We start from the raw sequence: 20,200 nt of genomic DNA on the forward strand, positions 1-20,200 counted from the left end.
AACGCTTTATCGACTTAATTCAAATTTAAAAGCGTAAGTTCCCGCAATGCAACGGAGAATTTCGCGAATTCGTGGGCAGAACCGACTTTAAACTCGGCAACGATACTTTCCCAACGTCCTAAGCTCACCGCATGCTCGACCATCCAAGATTCTAAACCAAGCTCTGCACTATCATCTTTCTTCATGCCTTCCAGAATGTGAGCAGTCAACATACGTTGTTGCCAGTCTAGATCTTCTCGGAATGAAGCACGGGCCAGTGCCTGCCAATGGTTTTCCACTGGTTGGTTAGTGATTTGTTTGAGGAACCAGTGAAGCGACAGAGTATCACCCAACACAAAGTAAAGGCGGGCAACCACGTCGAACGGTTTCTTCATTTGGTCAGAAACCTGAGCAAGATCCAAACCTGCGTAGAAGCTTGTCAAACGAGCGACTTTATCCGCGATGTCTTTCGGCACGCCTTGAATGAGGTACTCTTCCGCCTGTTCTTCATGCTCTTTAAGTTCAGTTGGAACCAAGTATTTATCAAGGTTATCAGCCAGATTCTTAACCGCAGGTTTGTAGAACGCAACCTGTTCTTCAAGGCCCATCCCTTTCATTGGGTTACGAAGAATCCAACGTGTTGCGCGGCGCATCATTCGTCTACAGCGATACATCACTGCATACTGAACCTGAGCTGTCAGTTTGTTATCCAGAGACCGAACATCTTCAAACGTCTGGCCAAAATCAAATACTTCACGGGCTATCGCGTAAGCCGCAGCAATATCTCCAACGCTTGCGCCGGTTTCATCCTGCATGCGGGTCACGAAGTTAAAGCCCATGTCGTTCGACATTTGGTTGGCCAGGCTCGTCGCAATAATTTCACCACGCAGAGGGTGTGTTTCCATCGCATCACGATAGTTACGCTGTAACTCTTGTGGAAAATATGCAGGCAACAATTTACCGAAATGCGGATCTTCTGTGATTTGTTCAATCACCAACTGTTCTTTCAGTACCATCTTGCCGTAAGCCACCAGTACAGCAATCTCTGGACGGGTTAGCCCGACTCCACGCAGCTGACGCTCAGCCAATGTTTCATCATCTGGCAGGTATTCCAAACCGCGATCCAACTTACCTTCTTTTTCCAGGTAATGGATAAACCGAATCTGCTCTTTAAGTAGAGATGCCTGCTGCTCGGATGTGACAGAAATAGACTCACTCTGGCAATAAGCGTCATCGAGCACAATGTCGGACACTTCATCTTCCATGCGTTCAAGTACTTGATTACGCTGCTTGAAGGTCAGATCCCCTGCCGCTACCAGCCCATTGAGCAAAATCTTGATGTTAACTTCGTTATCCGAGCAGTCTACACCTCCGACGTTATCAATAAAGTCGGTGTTCACACGGCCGCCGTTCATGGCATATTCGATACGACCTAGTTGCGTCATACCCAAGTTACCACCTTCACCAACGATGCGCGCGCCCAGTTCATTGCCGTTAACACGCACTGCGTCATTTGCGCGATCACCCACATCGGTATGTGTTTCTGATTCCGACTTGGTATAAGTGCCGATACCGCCATTCCAGAAAAGATCCACATTTGTTTTTAGGATCTGTTTGATCAACTCGTTAGGCGTCATGGTCTGCTTGCGCACACCTAGCATCTTCTGGATTTCAGGCGTTAGTTCAATGGATTTCGCTTTACGCGAGTACACACCACCGCCCTTCGAGATCAACTTCGGATTGTAATCTTCCCAGCTTGAGCGAGGCAGTTTGAACAAACGATCGCGTTCCACCCAGGATTTCGCTGAATCTGGATTTGGATCAATAAAGATATGAAGATGGTTGAACGCAGCAAGCAGTCGGATATGTTTAGAAAGCAACATACCGTTACCGAATACGTCACCCGCCATGTCACCCACAGCCACACATGTGAAGTCAGTTTCCTGACAATCGATACCTATTTCGCGGAAGTGACGTTTCACCGACTCCCAACCACCTTTCGCCGTGATACCCATGGCTTTATGGTCGTAGCCATTTGAACCACCCGATGCGAACGCGTCGCCTAACCAGAAGTTATATTCTTCCGAGACCGAGTTCGCGAGATCTGAGAACGTCGCCGTACCTTTATCTGCTGCAACAACCAGATATGGGTCATCCTCATCATGACGAACCACGTTTATAGGCGGTGTCAGGTCACCTTCAACAATGTTGTCAGTGATATCCAAAAGGCCGCGGATGAAGATACGGTAGCAACGCTGACCTTCAGCGAATATCTCATCGCGTCCGCTTAGTGAATGTTGTTTCTTACAGACAAAGCCACCTTTCGCACCGACTGGCACAATAACAGTGTTCTTAACCTGTTGCGCTTTCACCAAGCCTAACACTTCAGTACGGAAATCTTCCTGACGGTCAGACCAACGCAAACCACCACGCGCCACTTTACCGCCACGAAGGTGCACACCTTCAATGTCTGGGGAGTAAACAAATATCTCGAAGAAAGGCACCGGCTTTGGAATATCCGGAATATTCGAAGGCTGCAATTTCAGAGACAAATAGTCTTTGCACTCGCCAGTTTCTTTGTCTTTCTGATAGAAGTTCGTACGAAGCGTCGCTAAGATCATCTCCATATAGCGTCGGATGATACGGTCATCATCCAAGCTTTCAACCTGCTCGAGCTCTTCTTCGATCTTACCGATGACCTGCTTTTGTTCTTTGTCGCTGCTCTTCTTCGGATTGAAGCGGTTGCTGAACAATTCTACCAGTAGTTGCGCCAAATCCGCATGGGATGCCAACGTTTCTTCAATGTATGATTGACTGAATGGGAAGGCAACCTGACGCATATATCGCGCGTAAGAGCGAAGGATCGTCACTTCACGTCCACTCAGACCGGCATTCAGCACCAAACGGTTGAAGCCATCGTTTTCAAGTTTACCGTGCCAAATACCTGCAAAAGCATCTTGGAAACGATCACGCGCTTCCGATAAAACAAAGCCTTTGTCTGCGCTGTGTAACATTGAGAAGTCGAGGATCCAGTATACATCGCCCGACGTGGTTTCTACTTTATACGGCGCTTCACCAATCACACGAAGACCGAGGTTTTCGAGCATTGGCATCACATCTGACAAGTGAATCGCTTCATCTTTCTGGAACAGTTTCAGACGAACAGAACGTGAGTCCTGAGGTTCTTCCTGAGGACGATAGAAGAGCATATCTAATCTCTTCTCTTCGCTCAGGCCTTCAAGGCGTTCAATGTCAGCGACAGCCGAACCCGGTAACATCGCTTCTTTGTATGAACGTGGGAACGCACCGAGATAGCGCTTCGCCACCGGCGTACCAAGGTTTTCACCAAAGGTGGTAATCACTGCTTCTTGAAGACGATCATCCCAGGTTGATGCTGCTTCAGTCAGGTTCTGCTCTAATTTCTTCACATCAATGTCAAAGTTGTTGTTATCTACACGGACAATGTAATGGGTCCTCGCCAAAGGACTTTCAGAGAAGAAAGTGTTGAACTCAACGTCTTGGTCTGAACCAAAGTAGTTGCCCAGAATACGTTGCGTTGCGCGGCGGAACTCAGTGTTATAGCGTTCACGAGAAGCGTAAACCATGCAGGAAAAGAAACGCCCAAATGGATCACGGCGCACGAAGATCCTAAGCATGTCACGGTCTTGAACTTGTACAATACCCATACCGATATCGAGCATTTCAGACTCGCTCGCCTGGAACAGCTCATCACGTGGGAAGTTCTCGATGATATTAGCCAGCGCTTTCCACGAGTGTGATCCCTCATAGTAACCACTGATCTCTAGGATCCTTCTAACCTTGTTCTTCAAAACAGGGATATTGGTAGTTGACTGGTTATATGCGGAAGACGCATAGAGTCCATGGAAGCGATGCTCACCAATCACATTGCCTTTCTTGTCAAAGCACTTAATACCGATGTAATCCATATAGGCAGGACGGTGAACGCGCGATTTGCTGCTGCCTTTGTTTATGACTAGCAAGTCTTTACGAAGCGCGGTTGCACGCGCCGACTCCGGCATTTCCGACAACTTCAAGCCCTGTCGTTTAGGATCCAGTTTCTTCGCTAGACCAAGGCCTTCTTGGGACGAAGCTTTGAGCTCGTGGTCACCTTCAATAGCATTGAGTTCATAATATTTATAAGCCATAAAGGTGAAGTTGTGAGTAGCTATCCACTCCAGGAAGTCTACCGCTTCTTGCTGAAGGTCTTTGCTGACTGGCGGTTTGTCTTTCTTCAGTGAAGCAATCACTGATTTGATCTTTTGTTGCATTGGTTGCCAATCATTAACAATCAACGCAACGTCCGTGAGGGTTTCGGTCAGTTCTTTTTCGAGTGCTGACATTTCCCTCTTTGAACGCATTCGGTCGATTTCAAAGTGAAAGACTGTCTGCCTTACACCTTTTTCATCACCGATGGTCTTAACACTGCCCTTTGCGTCTTTCTCCACAGACAAAGGCCCGTTGAGCATTAAGTGCGATGCTATGTCCAAGCGGTTGAGTGTCATTCGGACGGAATCGACTAAAAACGGAGCATCTGGAGTGAGAATTTCTACAATAGTATGAGTAGACTGCCATCCGTCCCCACTCAATGTAGGGTTAAAGACTTTAACGAAGATTTTATCTTGTTCGAAAGCGTTCAAATGATGCCACAGGCTGATAACAGCGCCGTAGAGGTCGGATTCATTCCGTTCCTGCAAATCATCATCTGAGATGGGACCCAAAATCCTTTTTGCCAAAGTTTCTACAAGCGGTTGTTGTGTCTTGTCCAGTTTTTCAGCAATAAGATGATAAACCTTCTCAAGTAACACCGGCACAATAGGGTCACGCGCGGTCATGGTTTACTCCATATATTTTTTATGTGATCGCTATGAGTATAGAGGTTAATTAGTCTTTGCGACTCATGGAGTAGTTTAAGGCGTCATTTATAATTTCGTTACATCAATTTTCGTTAATTAGATTCGAGTTTTTAGTTATGTGATTGCCGTACGGTTTAACCAATTTGTTCGAGCGATTTAAACCGATTATGTTCATCAACTGTTAACCGAAATCGCCCTTTTACACCCAGTTGACTCAAATACGGACGGAGGCGTGATGCAGGCAGTTGCAGGGTTAAACCATTGTCGGTTCTGACAACTACGGTTGACGCTGCACCGCTATAATGCTGTTGGAAAATGTGGTAAGCAATATCCACAGAAAATAAATAGACATTTGAGTTCATAAAAAAACCGTCTCCTCTTAGACGGCTTTTAAATTACCTAATCGATATTAATTAGCAAGCGTACGGTTTAAGCCTCCAGTGCTTTGTTGATTTTCTCATAAAGATCCTTCGCGAGATTATCCAGCGCTGCCAAACGATCCAATTGAGCACGCATTAATTCCTGACGATCTTTATCGAAACGCTTAAATTTCAGTAATGGGTCTATTAACCGAGATGCTACTTGTGGGTTAGATTCGTTCAATTTAAGCAATATTTCCGTCAAAAAAGCATATCCAGATCCATCTTTCGCGTGGAAATGCACAGGATTCGCATTACAGAAAGATCCGACCAGCGAGCGTGTGCGGTTCGGGTTCTTCAAGCTAAATGCTGGGTGACTCATTTGCGCCTTGAGATTTTCGAGTGCGTTCGCCGCAGGATTACAACCTTGCAGTACAAACCACTTATCCATAACCAGGCCATCATGTTGCCACTTATCACTGAAAGACTGCATCAGGACATCGCGGTTTGACAGTTCAGCATGGTTTGCTGCCGCCAATGCTGCCGCTGTGTCGGTCATGTTATTAGATTCTTCGTAATGCGCTGTCACTAAAGCTTCACCTTGCTCATTAGAAGCAAGATAGCTTAAACAAACATTTCGCAATGAACGCTTTCCCATTGCTGCATGGTCGATAGTGTATGTGTCTTGTTTTAACGTGTGGTAAATCGCACTGAACTCATCAGCAAGCTCTGCAGCGAGACGATGTTTTATTTCGCCACGCACTTTATTTATAGCATCAACGTCGACCACATCGAACCAACCGCCTATTTCATTTTCACTCGGCAGTGTAAGCACTTCTGCAACCAGCGCTACATCCAAGTCTTTGTTGAGCAGCACGCCACGGAATGCATCAACAACTTCATTTGGCAGTTCCACGCCCTCGCCCTGTTGGACACGTGCGACGTTTGCTTTGATATGTTTCGCCAACAACATTTGACCAGCATCCCAACGCGCAAACTCATTACGGGCATGAACCATCAAGAAAGTCAGCTCGTCATCAGAGTAGTTGTAGTTGAGTTTCACTGGTGCAGAGAATTCGCGCAGCATGGAAACCACAGGGCTCTCAGTGACGTTATCAAACATGAAGGTTTGTTCTGCTTCAGTTACGTGCAGAACATGATGCACATTTTTACCGTTACGTTGTAACTCAATCACGCTACCTTTTGTGTCGTACAGTTCAACATCAAATGGAATCAGCAATGGCTGCTTCTCTTTTTGATCTGCTGTTGGCGGAGTGTGTTGCTTCACTGTCAATGCAAAAGTCTGGCTTGCTTGGTTGTAGTCACTAGTCACATTCAACACCGGCGTGCCAGATTGGCTATACCACAAACGGAATTGGCCGAGGTCAATGCCGGACGCATCTTCCATAGCTTTCACGAAATCTTCGCAGGTAGCAGCCGTTCCATCGTGGCGCTCAAAGTAGAGCTTCATACCCTTCTGGAAGTTCACTTCACCTAGCAAGGTGTGCATCATACGAATTACTTCACTTCCCTTTTCATAAACGGTCAGGGTGTAGAAATTATTCATTTCGATCACTTTTTCAGGACGGATCGGGTGCGCCATGGGGCTGCAATCTTCGGCAAACTGCGGCCCACGCATCACACGCACATTGCTGATGCGGTTTACTGCTCTAGAACCTAGGTCGGAAGAAAACTCCTGGTCACGGAAAACGGTCAGCCCTTCTTTTAAGCTCAGTTGGAACCAATCGCGACACGTTACACGGTTACCCGTCCAGTTGTGGAAATACTCGTGACCGATAACCGCTTCAATGCCGAGATAGTCAGTGTCAGTAGCTGTATCAGAATTTGCTAGCACGTATTTGGAATTAAAGACGTTAAGGCCTTTATTCTCCATCGCCCCCATATTGAAGAAATCGACAGCGACGATCATGTAGATATCAAGGTCGTATTCAAGGTCAAAACGATCTTCATCCCACTTCATAGAGTTTTTCAAAGAGGTCATTGCGTGGGTAGCGCGTTCTAAATTGCCTTTGTCGACAAAAATTTCCAACGCGACATTGCGTCCACTACGGGTGGTAAAGGTATCTTCCAGTAAATCGAAATCGCCTGCGACCAAAGCGAAAAGATAGCTCGGTTTCGCGTACGGATCTTCCCACTTCACCCAGTGACGGTCACCTCCAGCTTCACCTGAACCGACTTTGTTACCATTGCTCAGTAGAAAAGGGAATGCTGATTTATCAGCGGTAATTTTTGTGGTGAATTTCGCCAGAACGTCAGGACGATCTAAATAGTAGGTAATTCGACGGAAGCCTTCTGCTTCACACTGAGTACAGTAAGCACCATCTGAAAGGTACAACCCTTCCAAAGAAGTATTTGATAAAGGGTCTATGTCAGTTTCAATCAACAGCTCAAATTCTGCTGGCAGGTTAGAAAGCAACAATCCGTCTTTACTTTCTTCATACTGAGTCCAAGCCTCGCCATTCACTTCGACGCGCTTTAAGGACAACCCTTCTCCATCCAGCATCATAGAATCCGCACCGGCAACCTGTTGCGAAACTTGACTTTTCGCGACAACGCGAGTCTGTGATTCGTGTAAATCAAAATCCAAGTCGATGTGGGTTATCGTGTATTCAGGAGCCTTATAATCTTTGCGGTATTTGGCCTGAGGTTGTTGCGTCATGTCAGATTCCTTTTATTGCATAACGTAGACAGGCAAACAGTCTCGCCTGTTATAGAAATGGGACAATCGTCTAAGATACTCGCTTGATAGCTCCTTTGCTACACGGCGATGGGTTAAAAACGAATCAAACTCGCTCTCATTTATTCATTTAGTAGATATAGATCCTACTCTACAAACTCAATGACTATTATGGGTCGGTTAAACCCTTGGATATAGTAAGGCCTTCTTAATTGAACGCATCAACACGAAACCGACGACTTCATGCACAATAATGGCTGAAATACCCTATTCAGGTTGACTAAATAGCTACATTTGACGTTAAATTTGCTCCCTTGGGCTCGATTTACAGCGACGTAGATTTTGAGGTTAAACGTTCATTAGAGGTTATTTACCAGGCATGCTTAAGCCAATCATTTCGTCATTATTAGACACGGATGCCTACAAACTGAATATGCAGCAAGCGATTTTCCACCACTATCCAGATGTGGAGGTTTCTGCCGAGTTTCATTGCAGAAGCGATGAAAGCCTTGCTGCGCTCAGAGAACGTTTAGAGTTTGAAATTCATGCTCTCGCAGATTTGAAATTTACCGAAGATGAAATCACTTATCTCTCTAGCCTTGGGCATTACCAAGTAGACTATCTCGAATTCCTTGGTTCGTTTTCATTAAAAGCGAACCAAGTCACCGTTACTATTTTAGACGACCAACTGGCGATTCGTATTGATGGTTCATGGTTGGATGTGATCTTATGGGAAGTACCACTACTCGCGATAATCTGCGAGTTACGTTGTCACATAAAGTACCCAAACGCTAACAAATCTGAAGCCGTTGAACTTTTAAAAGAAAAGCTAAAGGCACTGGACAATGTGAATGAAGATTTTCACTTTGTCGATTTCGGTACCCGGCGCCGTTTTTCAAAAGCAGTTCATCATGCGATTGTTGAACACCTCACTCTGCACTGCCCTTATTTCTCTGGAACATCAAACCTGTTTCTAGCAAAAACACACGGTATTCCAGCCGTCGGAACTCAAGCACACGAATGGTTCCAGGCGCATCAACAATTAACAGGTGAGCTGGCTGATTCTCAACAGCTTGCACTAAATCGCTGGTTACAGGAATATCCGGATCGTTTAGGCATTGCCCTTACCGATTGCATCAACATGGATGCGTTCCTGAATGACTTTAACCTACATTTCAGCCAGAAGTTTGCTGGCTTACGCCATGACAGTGGCGACCCTATTCAATGGGGCGAAAAAGCGATTCGGCATTATGAGAGTCTTAATATCAACCCAATGGAGAAAACGCTCATTTTCTCTGACGGACTGACGTTAGAAAAAGCCTTGGGGATGCACGCTCACTTTACTGGCCGTATCAACACCTCCTTCGGTATCGGTACACAATTGACATGCCATTTACCGAATGTTGAAACGCTTAACATCGTCATCAAGCTAGTGACTTGCAACGGTAAGCCTGTCGCGAAAATTTCCGATGAGCCTGGCAAATCTATCTGCCGCGATAATTCTTATCTCGATGCACTGAGAAAAGCATTCAATATTTGAATCGAACATACAAAAAACAAAGGGCGCACTGAGCGCCCTTTTGTTTTTATCTAACTCATAAATATCAAGGCGTTTGCTCGCGCTTCAGCACTGCTTCCATTCCGAATTGATTATTGGTTAGTGTCAAGGTGTCGGCATCTAACTCAAACTGCGAGTCTTGCTGACCACCGCGGTAAATAAGGACTAGGTGGTTATCTTCTAAAAAGTACACACCACGGTGGGTCACTGACTGTCCTTCAGTTCCGGACACCCTAACTGAGAACAGAAAGTCCGGACGTAGCATTAGCGCAAGTTCTGCCACCTCATCGTCAACATCATGTCCCTGAATCACATCGCTGTACCAGGCGCCGGAGAGGTTGTTTGGCAAGATTTTGGTAAATCTCGCGCCACGCAACATGAGTTGGTTGTGATTCAATTTATATTCGTGGTGTTGTGCTTCACCTTGATCGTCATTTAACACCAGTGTTGATTCGTCCAGATCATAAAAACCATTCGCCTCTTCAACAGTGCCATCACGCTTCAGGAGTTTTACATTGAAACGGTAATCTGAATTAAAAGAGATGTTAATAGCTTTGTATTGGTTATCGACACTTTCAACTTCTTGCTGATCCGGACTAAACCAGTACCAGTCGCCGAGAAGCAGAGGGAAATCGAATTGGGTGAGATCCGATGCCTTTGCAGGCATAGACAAGGAGAAGAACACGGTAAACAGGCATATCCACTTCTTCATAGGCTTCCCCTATTTAATGGCTGACCATTTAATTTTAGACGCATATCACGATATGCGATGAGGAATGTGATGCCTTTTAGTTCATAAGGTATTGAAATTGACTCAATCAGCGTTCATCTGATCAAATAGAAGAAAACACAAACGTGGTGGTTATAGGTAACCTAACCACCTAACTAGATGGTCGTTCGGTAAAAATGGCAGGAAAAAGCGAGCAAAATATGCCCGCTTTTTATTTTTTGTTGAGTGTAGGGACTGTTAATCTTTGGTGGTTAAATTTTGTTCTAGCTATAAGCGTTTTAGGCGCGGCGAGGTGTGTGCCGCCTAGTCATTCTAAGCAAATACACCTCAACAAAGCATAAAACGCTTAGAGTACGGGACGCGCAGTCGAACACTTCGGGCAGCGTTTGTGGGGAATTTCTGCTGCGTTATCAGCTTCTCATGTAGGCTAGCTACACATCGAAGCCTCTGTCTTGCATAAAATCCCCACAAACTGCTGCAGAAATCATCACCAAAGGTCAACAGACCCTAGCAATTAACTATTCAGCTTTTTAGCCAAATCAAGAGTTATGGCCGCAGCTTCATCAAGATACGCATCTGGTTCTTCATAATCGTTAGGCACATCATCCAGAGTATTGAATGTTTTTTCACCAATCATTTTCTGGCGATCATTCAAACGGGCAAGACGTTTCTTATCTGCTTCTTCCTGTTCAGCAATACGCGACTTTTCATTCAGAGAGATAACATTGTTATCTTTATCGGCTTTGTATTCGGCAATATCGTTCATGATAAAACCAAACTCCGCGTCCTGTTGAATACGTAGTTGGTGTGCTCTATCCAACACCTTGACCAACCGACTAATGGCATCTGTCGACTGGTACGCTGCAGGATTAATGCTATCCCAAGGGAGCGCGTTATCTTCAACACTCTCTCCCGTTTCAGACGGATCAACCGCTGTTGGGAAAGGAATGTCTGGAACAACACCCAAGTGCTGAGTACTACCACCGTCAATACGGTAGAACTTTTGAATCGTGTATTGCACATGGCCAAGCGGTTTATCGAACAAATCATAGATATGATTCAATGAACGATGCTGTTGAACCGTGCCTTTACCAAAAGATTGCTCACCCAGAATCACTGCTCGACCATAGTCTTGCAGCGCCGCCGCGAAGATTTCAGACGCCGATGCCGAGTAACGGTTTATCAGCACAGTTAACGGACCATCGTAGTAGATGGTGTTATCGCTATCGCTGTTTACTTTCACTCGACCGTAGCTGTCACGTACTTGAACGACTGGACCGTTCTCAATGAACAGACCGGTTAGTGCAGAAGCTTCGCTCAGTGCACCGCCACCGTTATTCCGAAGATCGATAATAAGGCCAGTGACTTTATCAGCTTTGAGCTTGGCAATTTCTTTCTTAGTGTCTTCTGCCAGTCCAACATAGAAGCTAGGCACTGAGATAACGCCCACTTTTTTGTTGTTCTGTTCAATCACTTCAGACTTCACTGCACGATCTTCGAGGCGGATTTTATCCCGCACAAGTGTGACAGTGTAACTCTTAGCATTGATGCTATCAGGCAGAATTTCCAGTAAGACTTTGCTACCTTTAGGACCCTTAATAAGCTGAACAACGTCATCCAAGCGCCAACCGATGACATCAATAACCTTCTCCTTATCCTGCCCAACACCGATAATGCGATCCCCAGGAGAAAGCTTTTTCGATTTTGAAGCAGGACCGCCAGCGACCAAAGAGCGAATCACAGTAAAATCATCTTCCACTTGAAGCACCGCTCCAATACCTTCTAGAGACAGATTCATCTCTGACTGGAATTGTTCAGCATTGCGTGGTGAAAGATAACTGGTGTGAGGGTCAACTTCGCGTGCAAATGCATTCAGGTAAATCTGAAAGACATCTTCACTTTTGGTTTGAGTCAGTCGTTTAAGCGCATTGTTGTAACGTTTGGAAAGCGTTTCCTGAATCTCTGGCCAAGTCTTACCCGCTAGTTTCAGGTTCAACGCATCATTTTTTACACGCTGACGCCAGAGCTCATTGAGCTCCGTCTCATTTTTCGCCCAAGGCTGTTCACTACGGTCAATCACCATTTCCTCATCAGCATCAAAGGTGATTTCCTTATCAAGCAGCTCAAGAGCGTAGTGGTAGCGGTTGTAGCGGCTACGCAGCGAAGTATTGAATATATCGTAGGCTGCTGATGTATCACCGGAGCGAAGCTGATCGTCCAATGTCAGTCGCCATTTTGATAGCGCATCAACTTCCTCTTGAGTCAGAAACAGCCGATTGAAATCCAGTGTTTCCAGATAGCGGTCAAAGACATTGGCAGAGAATTCGTCATCAAGCTTGAATTGCTTGTAGTGAGACTTTTCAAAGCGGCGAGTGATGCGTTTGCTGGCGGTTTCGTGCTGAGGTTCAGATACCAAAGTAGGAAGGTCAGCAGCATCGTAATTAGCCTCTAGGGCTTGGGCGGATGCCGCCAGCAAAAAGCCGGCAGCAATCGCGGAAAGGCGGAATCGACAGATCATGCGTCGAAAGTTCTCCTTTACGAACTGAGGTGCTCCGCTTTTACCAGCATGGTCAGGCCATTGCTTAAACGAACGCGAACCTCGTCCTTGTTGAGTTCTACGATGGTGGCAGGCATGTTGCCGTTGCCCATATTAACGTTGACGTCTTTACCTACGACAATGTCTTCAGCCTTGAGTTCGCGGCGCGGCTCTGCAGGCTTCTTATCTAGCTTAGTATTTTTTGACTTGGCTGGTCGAGGTTTTGATGGGTTAGCTGTTGATTTATTTGATTTTGGCGTTCTTTTTGCTTTCGCATCAGATTTTTTATCGCCATTTTTCGCAGCTTGCTCTTTACGACGCTCAGCAGCACGCGCTTTGCTCTCGGCCAGCGCAGTCTGAGCATGGTCGATGTGCTCTTGCTCTAGCTCTCCACAATCGTTGCCATCAAGGTCAACGCGGACAGCACCAGCCTTCGCACCATAGAGGTAACGCCAGGAAGAGGTATATTGACGCAATGCGGCACGGAGTTGAGTCTTACTTACTTTCGGGTCATCAGCAAGACGCTCTGCCAAGTCTTGGAAAATGCCGATTTTCAGAGGACGAGCTTCACCTTCAAGGGTAAAGCATTGCGGGAAACGTTCAGCGATATAGGCAATGACTTGTTTGCTGTTGGCCAGTTTTTCAGTGTTTTCCATTTTTCTTCCTGTCTCTTTGCACACGCAAGGGCAATAGAGAGTGTGTACGAGTTAACAAATTAAGTGCTGCGTATTATAGAGACCTGTGATTGAAAAACCACAGAGAAGCTTAAATTTAGAGGTGTTTTTGCAATTCATTGACCAATAAAGTGAGTCCGGTTTCATCCTCTTGATCAAATCTTGCTTTTTTTGGTGAATCTATATCCAACACACCTATCAATTTACTGCCTTTATATAGAGGCAGAACAATTTCAGAATTGCTGGCAGCGTCACAGGCTATGTGCCCTTCGAACTCATGAACGTTTTCTACCCGTTCAACGGCATCTTTGGAAAACGCACTTCCGCAGACACCACGGCCATAAGGAATTCTCACGCAAGCCGGTCTACCCTGAAAAGGACCCAACACCAGTTCTTTACCATCATCAAGATAGAAGCCTGCCCAATTAATGTCGTCCAATTCCTGAAACAACAGCGCGCTAACATTTGACAAATTGGCGATGAGATTTGGCTCATCTTCTATTAGAGCGATAGCCTGGTGAGAGAGAAGCGAGTACAAATCCGCTTTGTTTTCCATATCTAGACTAATTCCTTAATGTTGAATAGCCTACGATATGTTGAAACTGTCAGCGATTCAATCGTGTCATATCCATATGACACTTTTATCGGCAAATGCAGATAATCGTTTGGTGCGTTTTGAGTTCCATCTCCCTGCCGAGCGGTTTTATTTCCTGTTGTTTGGGTGTAATAGATTGATTAAGATGCACATTGTATTCGGTACTCAAACGGTTGCAGAATGAACCGGTACGAGAAGTGATGCTAGCCTGCCATAGTCAGTCATCACAGTTAGCTCCCAGGGATTGGGTATATACCCAAACAACCTGAAGATGCAGGATTCAGTTAGATTGACTGGCGTTGTGATCGCGGCGTTCTTTTGCGGGTGTAATCATCTGCATCAAAAAGGAACAACAAAGAGCACGAAAGAGCACGAAAGAGCACGGTGTCAGTCAACCCGCCCGAAGGGAGGCCCTCAATGCGCCCACTTCTTCGTTAAATTCTACGGAAATAAGCGACTATTCCTCGTGAAATTTGCCTCGAATTTAACGCGTTGATGACCTCTGAATACGAGCATATCCAGGTCGTTTGGGTACATACCAGTAATTCTATTGAAGGGGAAAGATACGCCATGCATGTACTGAGATGTGCGTCATGCGATCTGCTGCTAAATGAAATACCCGTTGCTAGAGGTTTCAGTGCACGATGTCCGCATTGTGGCACCCGGGTGATTAAAAACTCCTCAATCAGTCTATCTGGAGAGTTGGCTATTGCTATTGCTGCTCTGACACTTTTTATTCCCGCCCAACTCTACCCGTTGGTAACGATCAAACTCTTCGGCGTCCCGTTTTCGACCACAGTTACCAGCGGCAGCTTAATCCTTCTCGATACGTTCCCCTTTGTTGGCAGTTTAGTCATATTCTGCGTTGCGATTGCTCCGCTTCTTTACTTACTCACAATTCTTACTTCAAATTTCGCGCTTTATATCCGCAACGCCAAAGCGCTGTATTACAGCACCAGGATTATTAAGTACATCCGGCATTGGGTCATGGTTGATGTGTTTCTTGTCAGCCTCGCAGTAGGTTGCTTCAAAGTTCGCGATTTTGCAGAAGTGAATGTGGATGCAGGCCTATTGAGTTTTGTTCTACTTCAGATACTTACCGCTGTTTTGTTATCACGGGTATCACCAAAGCGCTACTGGGACGCCTTCGGCGAGAATGACGACGGGCGTAAGCCGCCAGAAGGCGTATCTGGTAAGGAAATAGAACTCACCTCTTGTAAGCTTTGTGGTTTAACACAGCATCAAAGTCATCAGCACTGCTGCCGATGCGGCAGGAAGATGGAGCATCGCGTCTTTCAAAGTATTCAAAAGACTTGGGCGTGCCTGTTGGCCGCTGTCGTATTTATCTTCCCAGCCAACTTCTACCCCATTTCTATTTTGCTTACGAACGGAAAAAGGCTTGAAGATACGATTTTCTCGGGCGTCGCATCTCTTATTAAACAAGGAATGTATGGCATCGCGATCATTATCTTCACCGCCAGCATTATTGTGCCTGTGGCAAAAATCATTTGCCTGGCGTACATCCTTCTATGTATTCACTTCAGAGTGGAATCTGGAAGAAAACTTCGCATGAAACTCTATCGGTTTGTTAAATGGATTGGTAAGTGGTCAATGATGGATCTTTGCGTCATTGCCATCATGGTTTCCCTTATTGATCGCGGGAACCTTCTCGATTTCACACCAGGACCTGGTGCCATCGCCTTTGGGCTCGTTGTGGTTCTCACTATGATCGCCGCAGAAAGTCTGGATTCTCGACTTATTTGGGACAAGTATGAGCAACGTTGAAGACTCTCAGGTCAATGAGCCTGTGATTAAGAAAGACGCAAGTATCTCGCCGCTATGGATATTCACGCTATTAGCCTTTGCTCTCGCTGGCTGGATGCTATTTAAATCCGTCAATGAGGCCGGTGAACGTATCGAGATTTTCTTTACCGATGCTCAAGGTATTGAGGCCGGAAGAACAACCATCCGTTATCAAGGTCTTGAAGTCGGTATTATCCGAAAAGTCACGCTGTCAGATGACCTGAAAAGCATTTCTGCTCAAGCCGAAATTTATCCGGAAGCGAAAAAGATCCTTCGTCAGAATACAGTGTTCTGGGTCGTTCGTCCTCGAGCTTCAATCACAGGTATTAGTGGTTTAGACGCGCTGGTAAAAGGAAACTACATCGCCGTTCAGCCAGGTTCAGGTGACGAGCGTACAACGTTTGTCGCTGCAGACGAACCCCCGGTAAACGCGTTTGGTGATGCAGGTTTGCGTATTCAACTTCGAGCGCCTGATCTGGGGTCATTGAGTGTCGGATCAGGTGTTTACTACAAGAAAATCCATGTAGGCGAAATTATTGACTATCGTTTAAGGACCGACAAACAAGGCGTGACGGTGTCACTAAATATCAAAAATGAATATGCCAAACTAGTGACCAAAAACACCAAGTTCTGGAACGTGAGTGGTGTTGAGGCAGACATCGGCATTGGTGGCGTTGAGGTGAATATTGAGAATCTGGCGTCTGTCATTGCTGGCGGTATTGCCTTCGACTCCCCACAAGACAGCCCACCTGCCGAACCACTGGAAGTGTTCGAACTTCACAGCTCTATCAATGAAACCGATCGCGGTATTGCCATTACAGTCCAACTTCCTGACAACCACGGCATCACCAACCCAGAAGCCCCGATTCTCTTCCAAGGGTTAGAGGTAGGACGCCTGAACGGTATAAAATTCAACAAAGACTTCAGTGGCACTGAGGCCACAGCCAATATTAACCCCTCGATGACATGGCTGCTGAAATCTGATAGCGAGTTCATCATTGAGAAACCTGAAATCAGTCTTGCGGGAATTAAACGACTCTCTAACCTTATCACTGGTAACACGCTATCCATCAAACCAGGTCAAGGCGATGATGCCAATGTGTTCTCCGCGAAAACGCAAAGCGATTTGGTTGTTGAAGACCCGCGCTCACTGATTGTAACGGTGACATCTGAAACCAGTTGGGGGTTAAAAGAAGGCACTAAAGTCCTATACCGTGGTGTTCAAGTAGGTTTTGTAAAAGGCACAAAACTGAGCGAACAGGAAGTAAAGCTTGAACTGGTGGTGTACCCAGACTACAAACATTTGGTGAAAAGCAGTTCTAAGTTCTTTATTCTTGGAGGCGTGACAGGCCAAATTAACTCTGAAGGCATAGAGTTCAGTGTTCCTACGGTGGCACAAATGGTAGAGCCCGCCATTAGTTTTACCAGTGCAGGCAAAGCGAAGCCGCGTACTGAATATACCCTGTTCAAATCAGATATTCAGGCCCGCAATGCCCTGAGTGCGAAAAAAGGCTTCCACCGCTTCACGCTTATTGCTGACAAGCTCCCTTCTGTATCAGAGGGTAGCCCAGTGATGTACAAGAATTTCACTGTCGGTAAGGTTGAACGCTTTGAACTGACTAAGTCGCGCATTGAAGTGACTGTTCAAATTGAAAACCGTTATCGACATCTGGTAACGAATAGTACTGTGTTTTGGAATCACTCAGGTGTGGATATTGAAGCGGGACTGGGTGGTGTAAAAATTGACACAGGATCCTTGAAATCTATTGTCTCTGGCGGTATTTCTTTTGGCGATATTGACGGCATTGAAAACCGTAGCGGAAAAGACTGGAAGCTCTATGACAGCCTGACGGACGCCCAAAACTACGGCCTGAAGCTTACCTTTTCGGCTGAAGATGCAAGCGGGCTTTCCACTGGTAGCAAAATTAAGTTTCAAGGCGTAGATGTCGGCGAAGTTACATCGCTCGCTCCCGCTTTTCAAACCGAAGGTGTCACCATTAAAGCCATGGTTTACCCTGAGTTTTCAGGGCAACTAGCACGTGCCACCAGCTACTTCTGGGTTGCACAACCCTCACTGAGCCTAACCAAAACAGAAAATCTCGATTCTCTGTTTGGGTCTCATATCTCAGTGGTACCAGGTAAAGGTGCTAAGCGTGACAGTTTTCAGTTACACAAATCTGCGGAATACTCCGGCGGTCTGTCACTGATTCTGGAAAGTGAAAACCGAGGGTCTGTGAGTGTCGGAACCCCAATCCTTTTTCGTGACTTCGAAGTCGGCGCTGTCACAAGCGTACGATTGGGCCGCTTTGCTGACCGTGTTCTCATTGAAGTGAAGATCAGTGATGACTACAAACATCTTGTGCGCAATAACACGGTGTTCTGGAACCAATCAGGTGTGGATGTTTCTATCGGCATCACTGGGGCTAATATTCGAAGCGGCACGTTGGAGAGTATTCTAAAAGGCGGCATCGCGTTCGCAACACCACCTGGAGATAAACTGGCTAAACCTGCGCGCTCAGACCAACACTTCCTTTTACATAAAGCACCGGAAGATAATTGGACTTCGTGGCGAACGGCTATTCCCTATTTCTAATTCCAAGCCAATGATGAACAGCGCGGGCTCTATCCCGCGCTTTTTTATTCCTCTATACCCAAACAAACTGAAGGTGCTTGTTTGGGTAAAACTACTATTCCTACTGGTTTCTGGACTGCAATCCTTTTAAACTTCGCAGTTCAGTAACCTCCAGCAAGAGACCTTTCAGGTGCATCCAAATATCAAGATCCCAGAATCGTTCTTAAACCAAATCGAACAGATTCTGCCTTCTCACCTTTCTATAGCTGATTTCATCGAGTCTTGTAAACGTCCTTTGCGCAGAAGCCTTCGCGTGAATACGTTGAAAATCTCTGTCGATGACTTTCTGGGGCGCGCCAAAGAAAAAGGTTGGAAACTTTCGCCTGTGCCATGGTGTGATACCGGTTTTTGGCTGGATGATTACGACGAAATCAAGGTTCCACTGGGTAACACTGCAGAGCATATGGCAGGTCTGTTCTATATTCAGGAAGCGAGCTCAATGCTCCCCGTTACAGCACTGCTTGAAAATGACATTGAGTTAAATCGTATATTGGATATGGCAGCAGCGCCGGGTTCCAAAACCACTCAGATTGCCGCTGCGCTCAACAATAAAGGCCTTTTGGTTGCCAATGAATACTCAGCAAGCCGTGTTAAGGTTTTACACGCCAACCTGCTTCGTTGTGGTGTCCTAAACTACGCTCTAACAAACTACGATGGCCGCGTATTTGGTGACTGGTTGCCAGAAACCTTTGATGCAATTTTGCTGGATGCTCCATGTTCTGGAGAAGGCACTATTCGTAAAGACGCAGACGCATTCAGCAATTGGAGTCTGGAATCCGTTCAGGACATCGCAAATACCCAGCGCGATTTGGTAGTCAGTGCCTTTCACGCTCTGAAGCCGGGTGGCACCATGGTTTATTCGACGTGCACGCTCAACCATGATGAAAACCAGCACATTTGCCATTTCATCAAAGACACCTTTGCCAATGCCGTTGAGTTCCAACCTCTCAATGATCTGTTTGAAGGTGCTGATGCTGCTTGTACGGAGGAAGGTTTTCTCCATGTCTTCCCGCAGATTTTTGATAGTGAAGGCTTCTTCGTCGCCCGCCTGAAAAAAACCGACAGTGTTGGTTCGGAGATGGTGAAAAAACGCCCTCGTAAATTTCCATTCCAAAAAGCCAAACCTAAAGAGACAGACGATGTCATAAAATCACTGGATGAGACACTAGGACTATCTGTTCCCGATTCTTCTAATGTTTGGCTTCGTGATAAAGAAGTCTGGATCTTCCCAGAACAGGTTGAAGACATTCTTCCTGAGATCAAATTTGACCGCATTGGTCTGAAGCTCGCTGAATCGCACAAGAAAGCTTACCGCTGGCAACACGAAGCCATCATGGCGCTAGCAAAAGGCAACGAGCCAAAGTGTTTGGAGCTATCAGTAGAAGACGCTAAAGAATGGTATATGGGTCGAGATATTCGACCACAAGATCTTACCGGGGTGGGTGAAGTTATCGTTTGTTACCGTCATCAGCCCATTGGCATCGGAAAATGGGTCAGCAACCGAATTAAAAATGGCCTGCCAAGAGAGTTAGTTAGAGACGTCAATTTATTTATTGAATAGACGATCCCTAAATTCTCAACCATGAAACGCCGAAAGAGCCATGCGCGAGCTAAATTTGGAAGTGTTACAAATCTCCATTTAAACCAGTTAGCGCAAGGCTCTTACGAGCCATTCCCCTAAGCCCGGAACAGGAATCGTTCCGGGCTCTTTTTGTTTGACAACCTTCAACAAAGATCAGTCACAAAAAAGCCCGCTTTCACG

11 protein-coding genes are annotated in these 20,200 nt (G+C 46.0%); 4 read left to right on the plus strand and 7 right to left on the minus strand.

Annotated elements, in window-relative coordinates; translation table 11 throughout:
• Positions 1–14: 14 nt before the first annotated feature.
• From VP504_RS02355 to pepN, 3 genes are all read right to left on the minus strand, one after another.
• The gene (locus VP504_RS02355) at positions 15–4,832 is read right to left on the minus strand and encodes an NAD-glutamate dehydrogenase (RefSeq protein ID WP_325892766.1); all 4,818 of its coding nucleotides are present in this window, start codon (positions 4,830–4,832) and stop codon (positions 15–17) included.
• Between the two features lie 155 nt (positions 4,833–4,987).
• On the minus strand, positions 4,988–5,215 hold the full coding sequence (locus VP504_RS02360) for a DUF2835 domain-containing protein (protein WP_251875040.1): 228 nt from the start codon (positions 5,213–5,215) through the stop codon (positions 4,988–4,990).
• 67 nt (positions 5,216–5,282) lie between these two features.
• The gene (pepN, locus tag VP504_RS02365; RefSeq protein ID WP_325892767.1) at positions 5,283–7,892 is read right to left on the minus strand and encodes an aminopeptidase N; all 2,610 of its coding nucleotides are present in this window, start codon (positions 7,890–7,892) and stop codon (positions 5,283–5,285) included.
• 397 nt (positions 7,893–8,289) lie between these two features.
• Between pepN and pncB the strand changes: the two genes are divergently transcribed.
• Positions 8,290–9,450, plus strand: coding sequence for a nicotinate phosphoribosyltransferase (pncB, locus tag VP504_RS02370; protein ID WP_325892768.1), 1,161 nt, complete (start codon positions 8,290–8,292; stop codon positions 9,448–9,450).
• Between the two features lie 64 nt (positions 9,451–9,514).
• Here the strand turns inward: pncB and VP504_RS02375 are convergent, their stop codons facing one another.
• The 4 genes from VP504_RS02375 to VP504_RS02390 all read right to left on the minus strand — a co-directional run bounded on the left by VP504_RS02375 (position 9,515) and on the right by VP504_RS02390 (position 13,964).
• Positions 9,515–10,180: a lipocalin family protein gene (locus tag VP504_RS02375; protein WP_325892769.1), complete on the minus strand. Its 666-nt coding sequence runs from the start codon at positions 10,178–10,180 to the stop codon at positions 9,515–9,517.
• Between the two features lie 532 nt (positions 10,181–10,712).
• Positions 10,713–12,716: a carboxy terminal-processing peptidase gene (gene prc / locus VP504_RS02380; RefSeq protein WP_325892770.1), complete on the minus strand. Its 2,004-nt coding sequence runs from the start codon at positions 12,714–12,716 to the stop codon at positions 10,713–10,715.
• Between the two features lie 17 nt (positions 12,717–12,733).
• Positions 12,734–13,390: an RNA chaperone ProQ gene (gene proQ / locus VP504_RS02385; protein WP_325892771.1), complete on the minus strand. Its 657-nt coding sequence runs from the start codon at positions 13,388–13,390 to the stop codon at positions 12,734–12,736.
• 115 nt (positions 13,391–13,505) lie between these two features.
• Positions 13,506–13,964: a GAF domain-containing protein gene (locus VP504_RS02390; RefSeq protein ID WP_325892772.1), complete on the minus strand. Its 459-nt coding sequence runs from the start codon at positions 13,962–13,964 to the stop codon at positions 13,506–13,508.
• Between the two features lie 609 nt (positions 13,965–14,573).
• Between VP504_RS02390 and VP504_RS02395 the strand changes: the two genes are divergently transcribed.
• The 3 genes from VP504_RS02395 to rsmF all read left to right on the plus strand — a co-directional run bounded on the left by VP504_RS02395 (position 14,574) and on the right by rsmF (position 19,999).
• A complete protein-coding gene (locus tag VP504_RS02395) occupies positions 14,574–15,788 on the plus strand; it encodes a paraquat-inducible protein A (RefSeq protein ID WP_325892773.1) in 1,215 nt (404 codons plus the stop codon).
• The gene (locus VP504_RS02400; RefSeq protein ID WP_325892774.1) at positions 15,775–18,399 is read left to right on the plus strand and encodes a PqiB family protein; all 2,625 of its coding nucleotides are present in this window, start codon (positions 15,775–15,777) and stop codon (positions 18,397–18,399) included. The genes VP504_RS02395 and VP504_RS02400 overlap by 14 nt, the downstream gene beginning before the upstream one ends.
• 169 nt (positions 18,400–18,568) lie before the next feature.
• Positions 18,569–19,999 (plus strand): 16S rRNA (cytosine(1407)-C(5))-methyltransferase RsmF, encoded by a 1,431-nt coding sequence (gene rsmF, locus VP504_RS02405; RefSeq protein WP_325892775.1) that lies wholly within the window; start codon positions 18,569–18,571, stop codon positions 19,997–19,999.
• Positions 20,000–20,200 lie beyond the last annotated feature (201 nt).

The organism is Grimontia sp. NTOU-MAR1, assembly GCF_035758505.1.
GTDB classification, from domain to species: domain Bacteria; phylum Pseudomonadota; class Gammaproteobacteria; order Enterobacterales; family Vibrionaceae; genus Enterovibrio; species Enterovibrio marinus.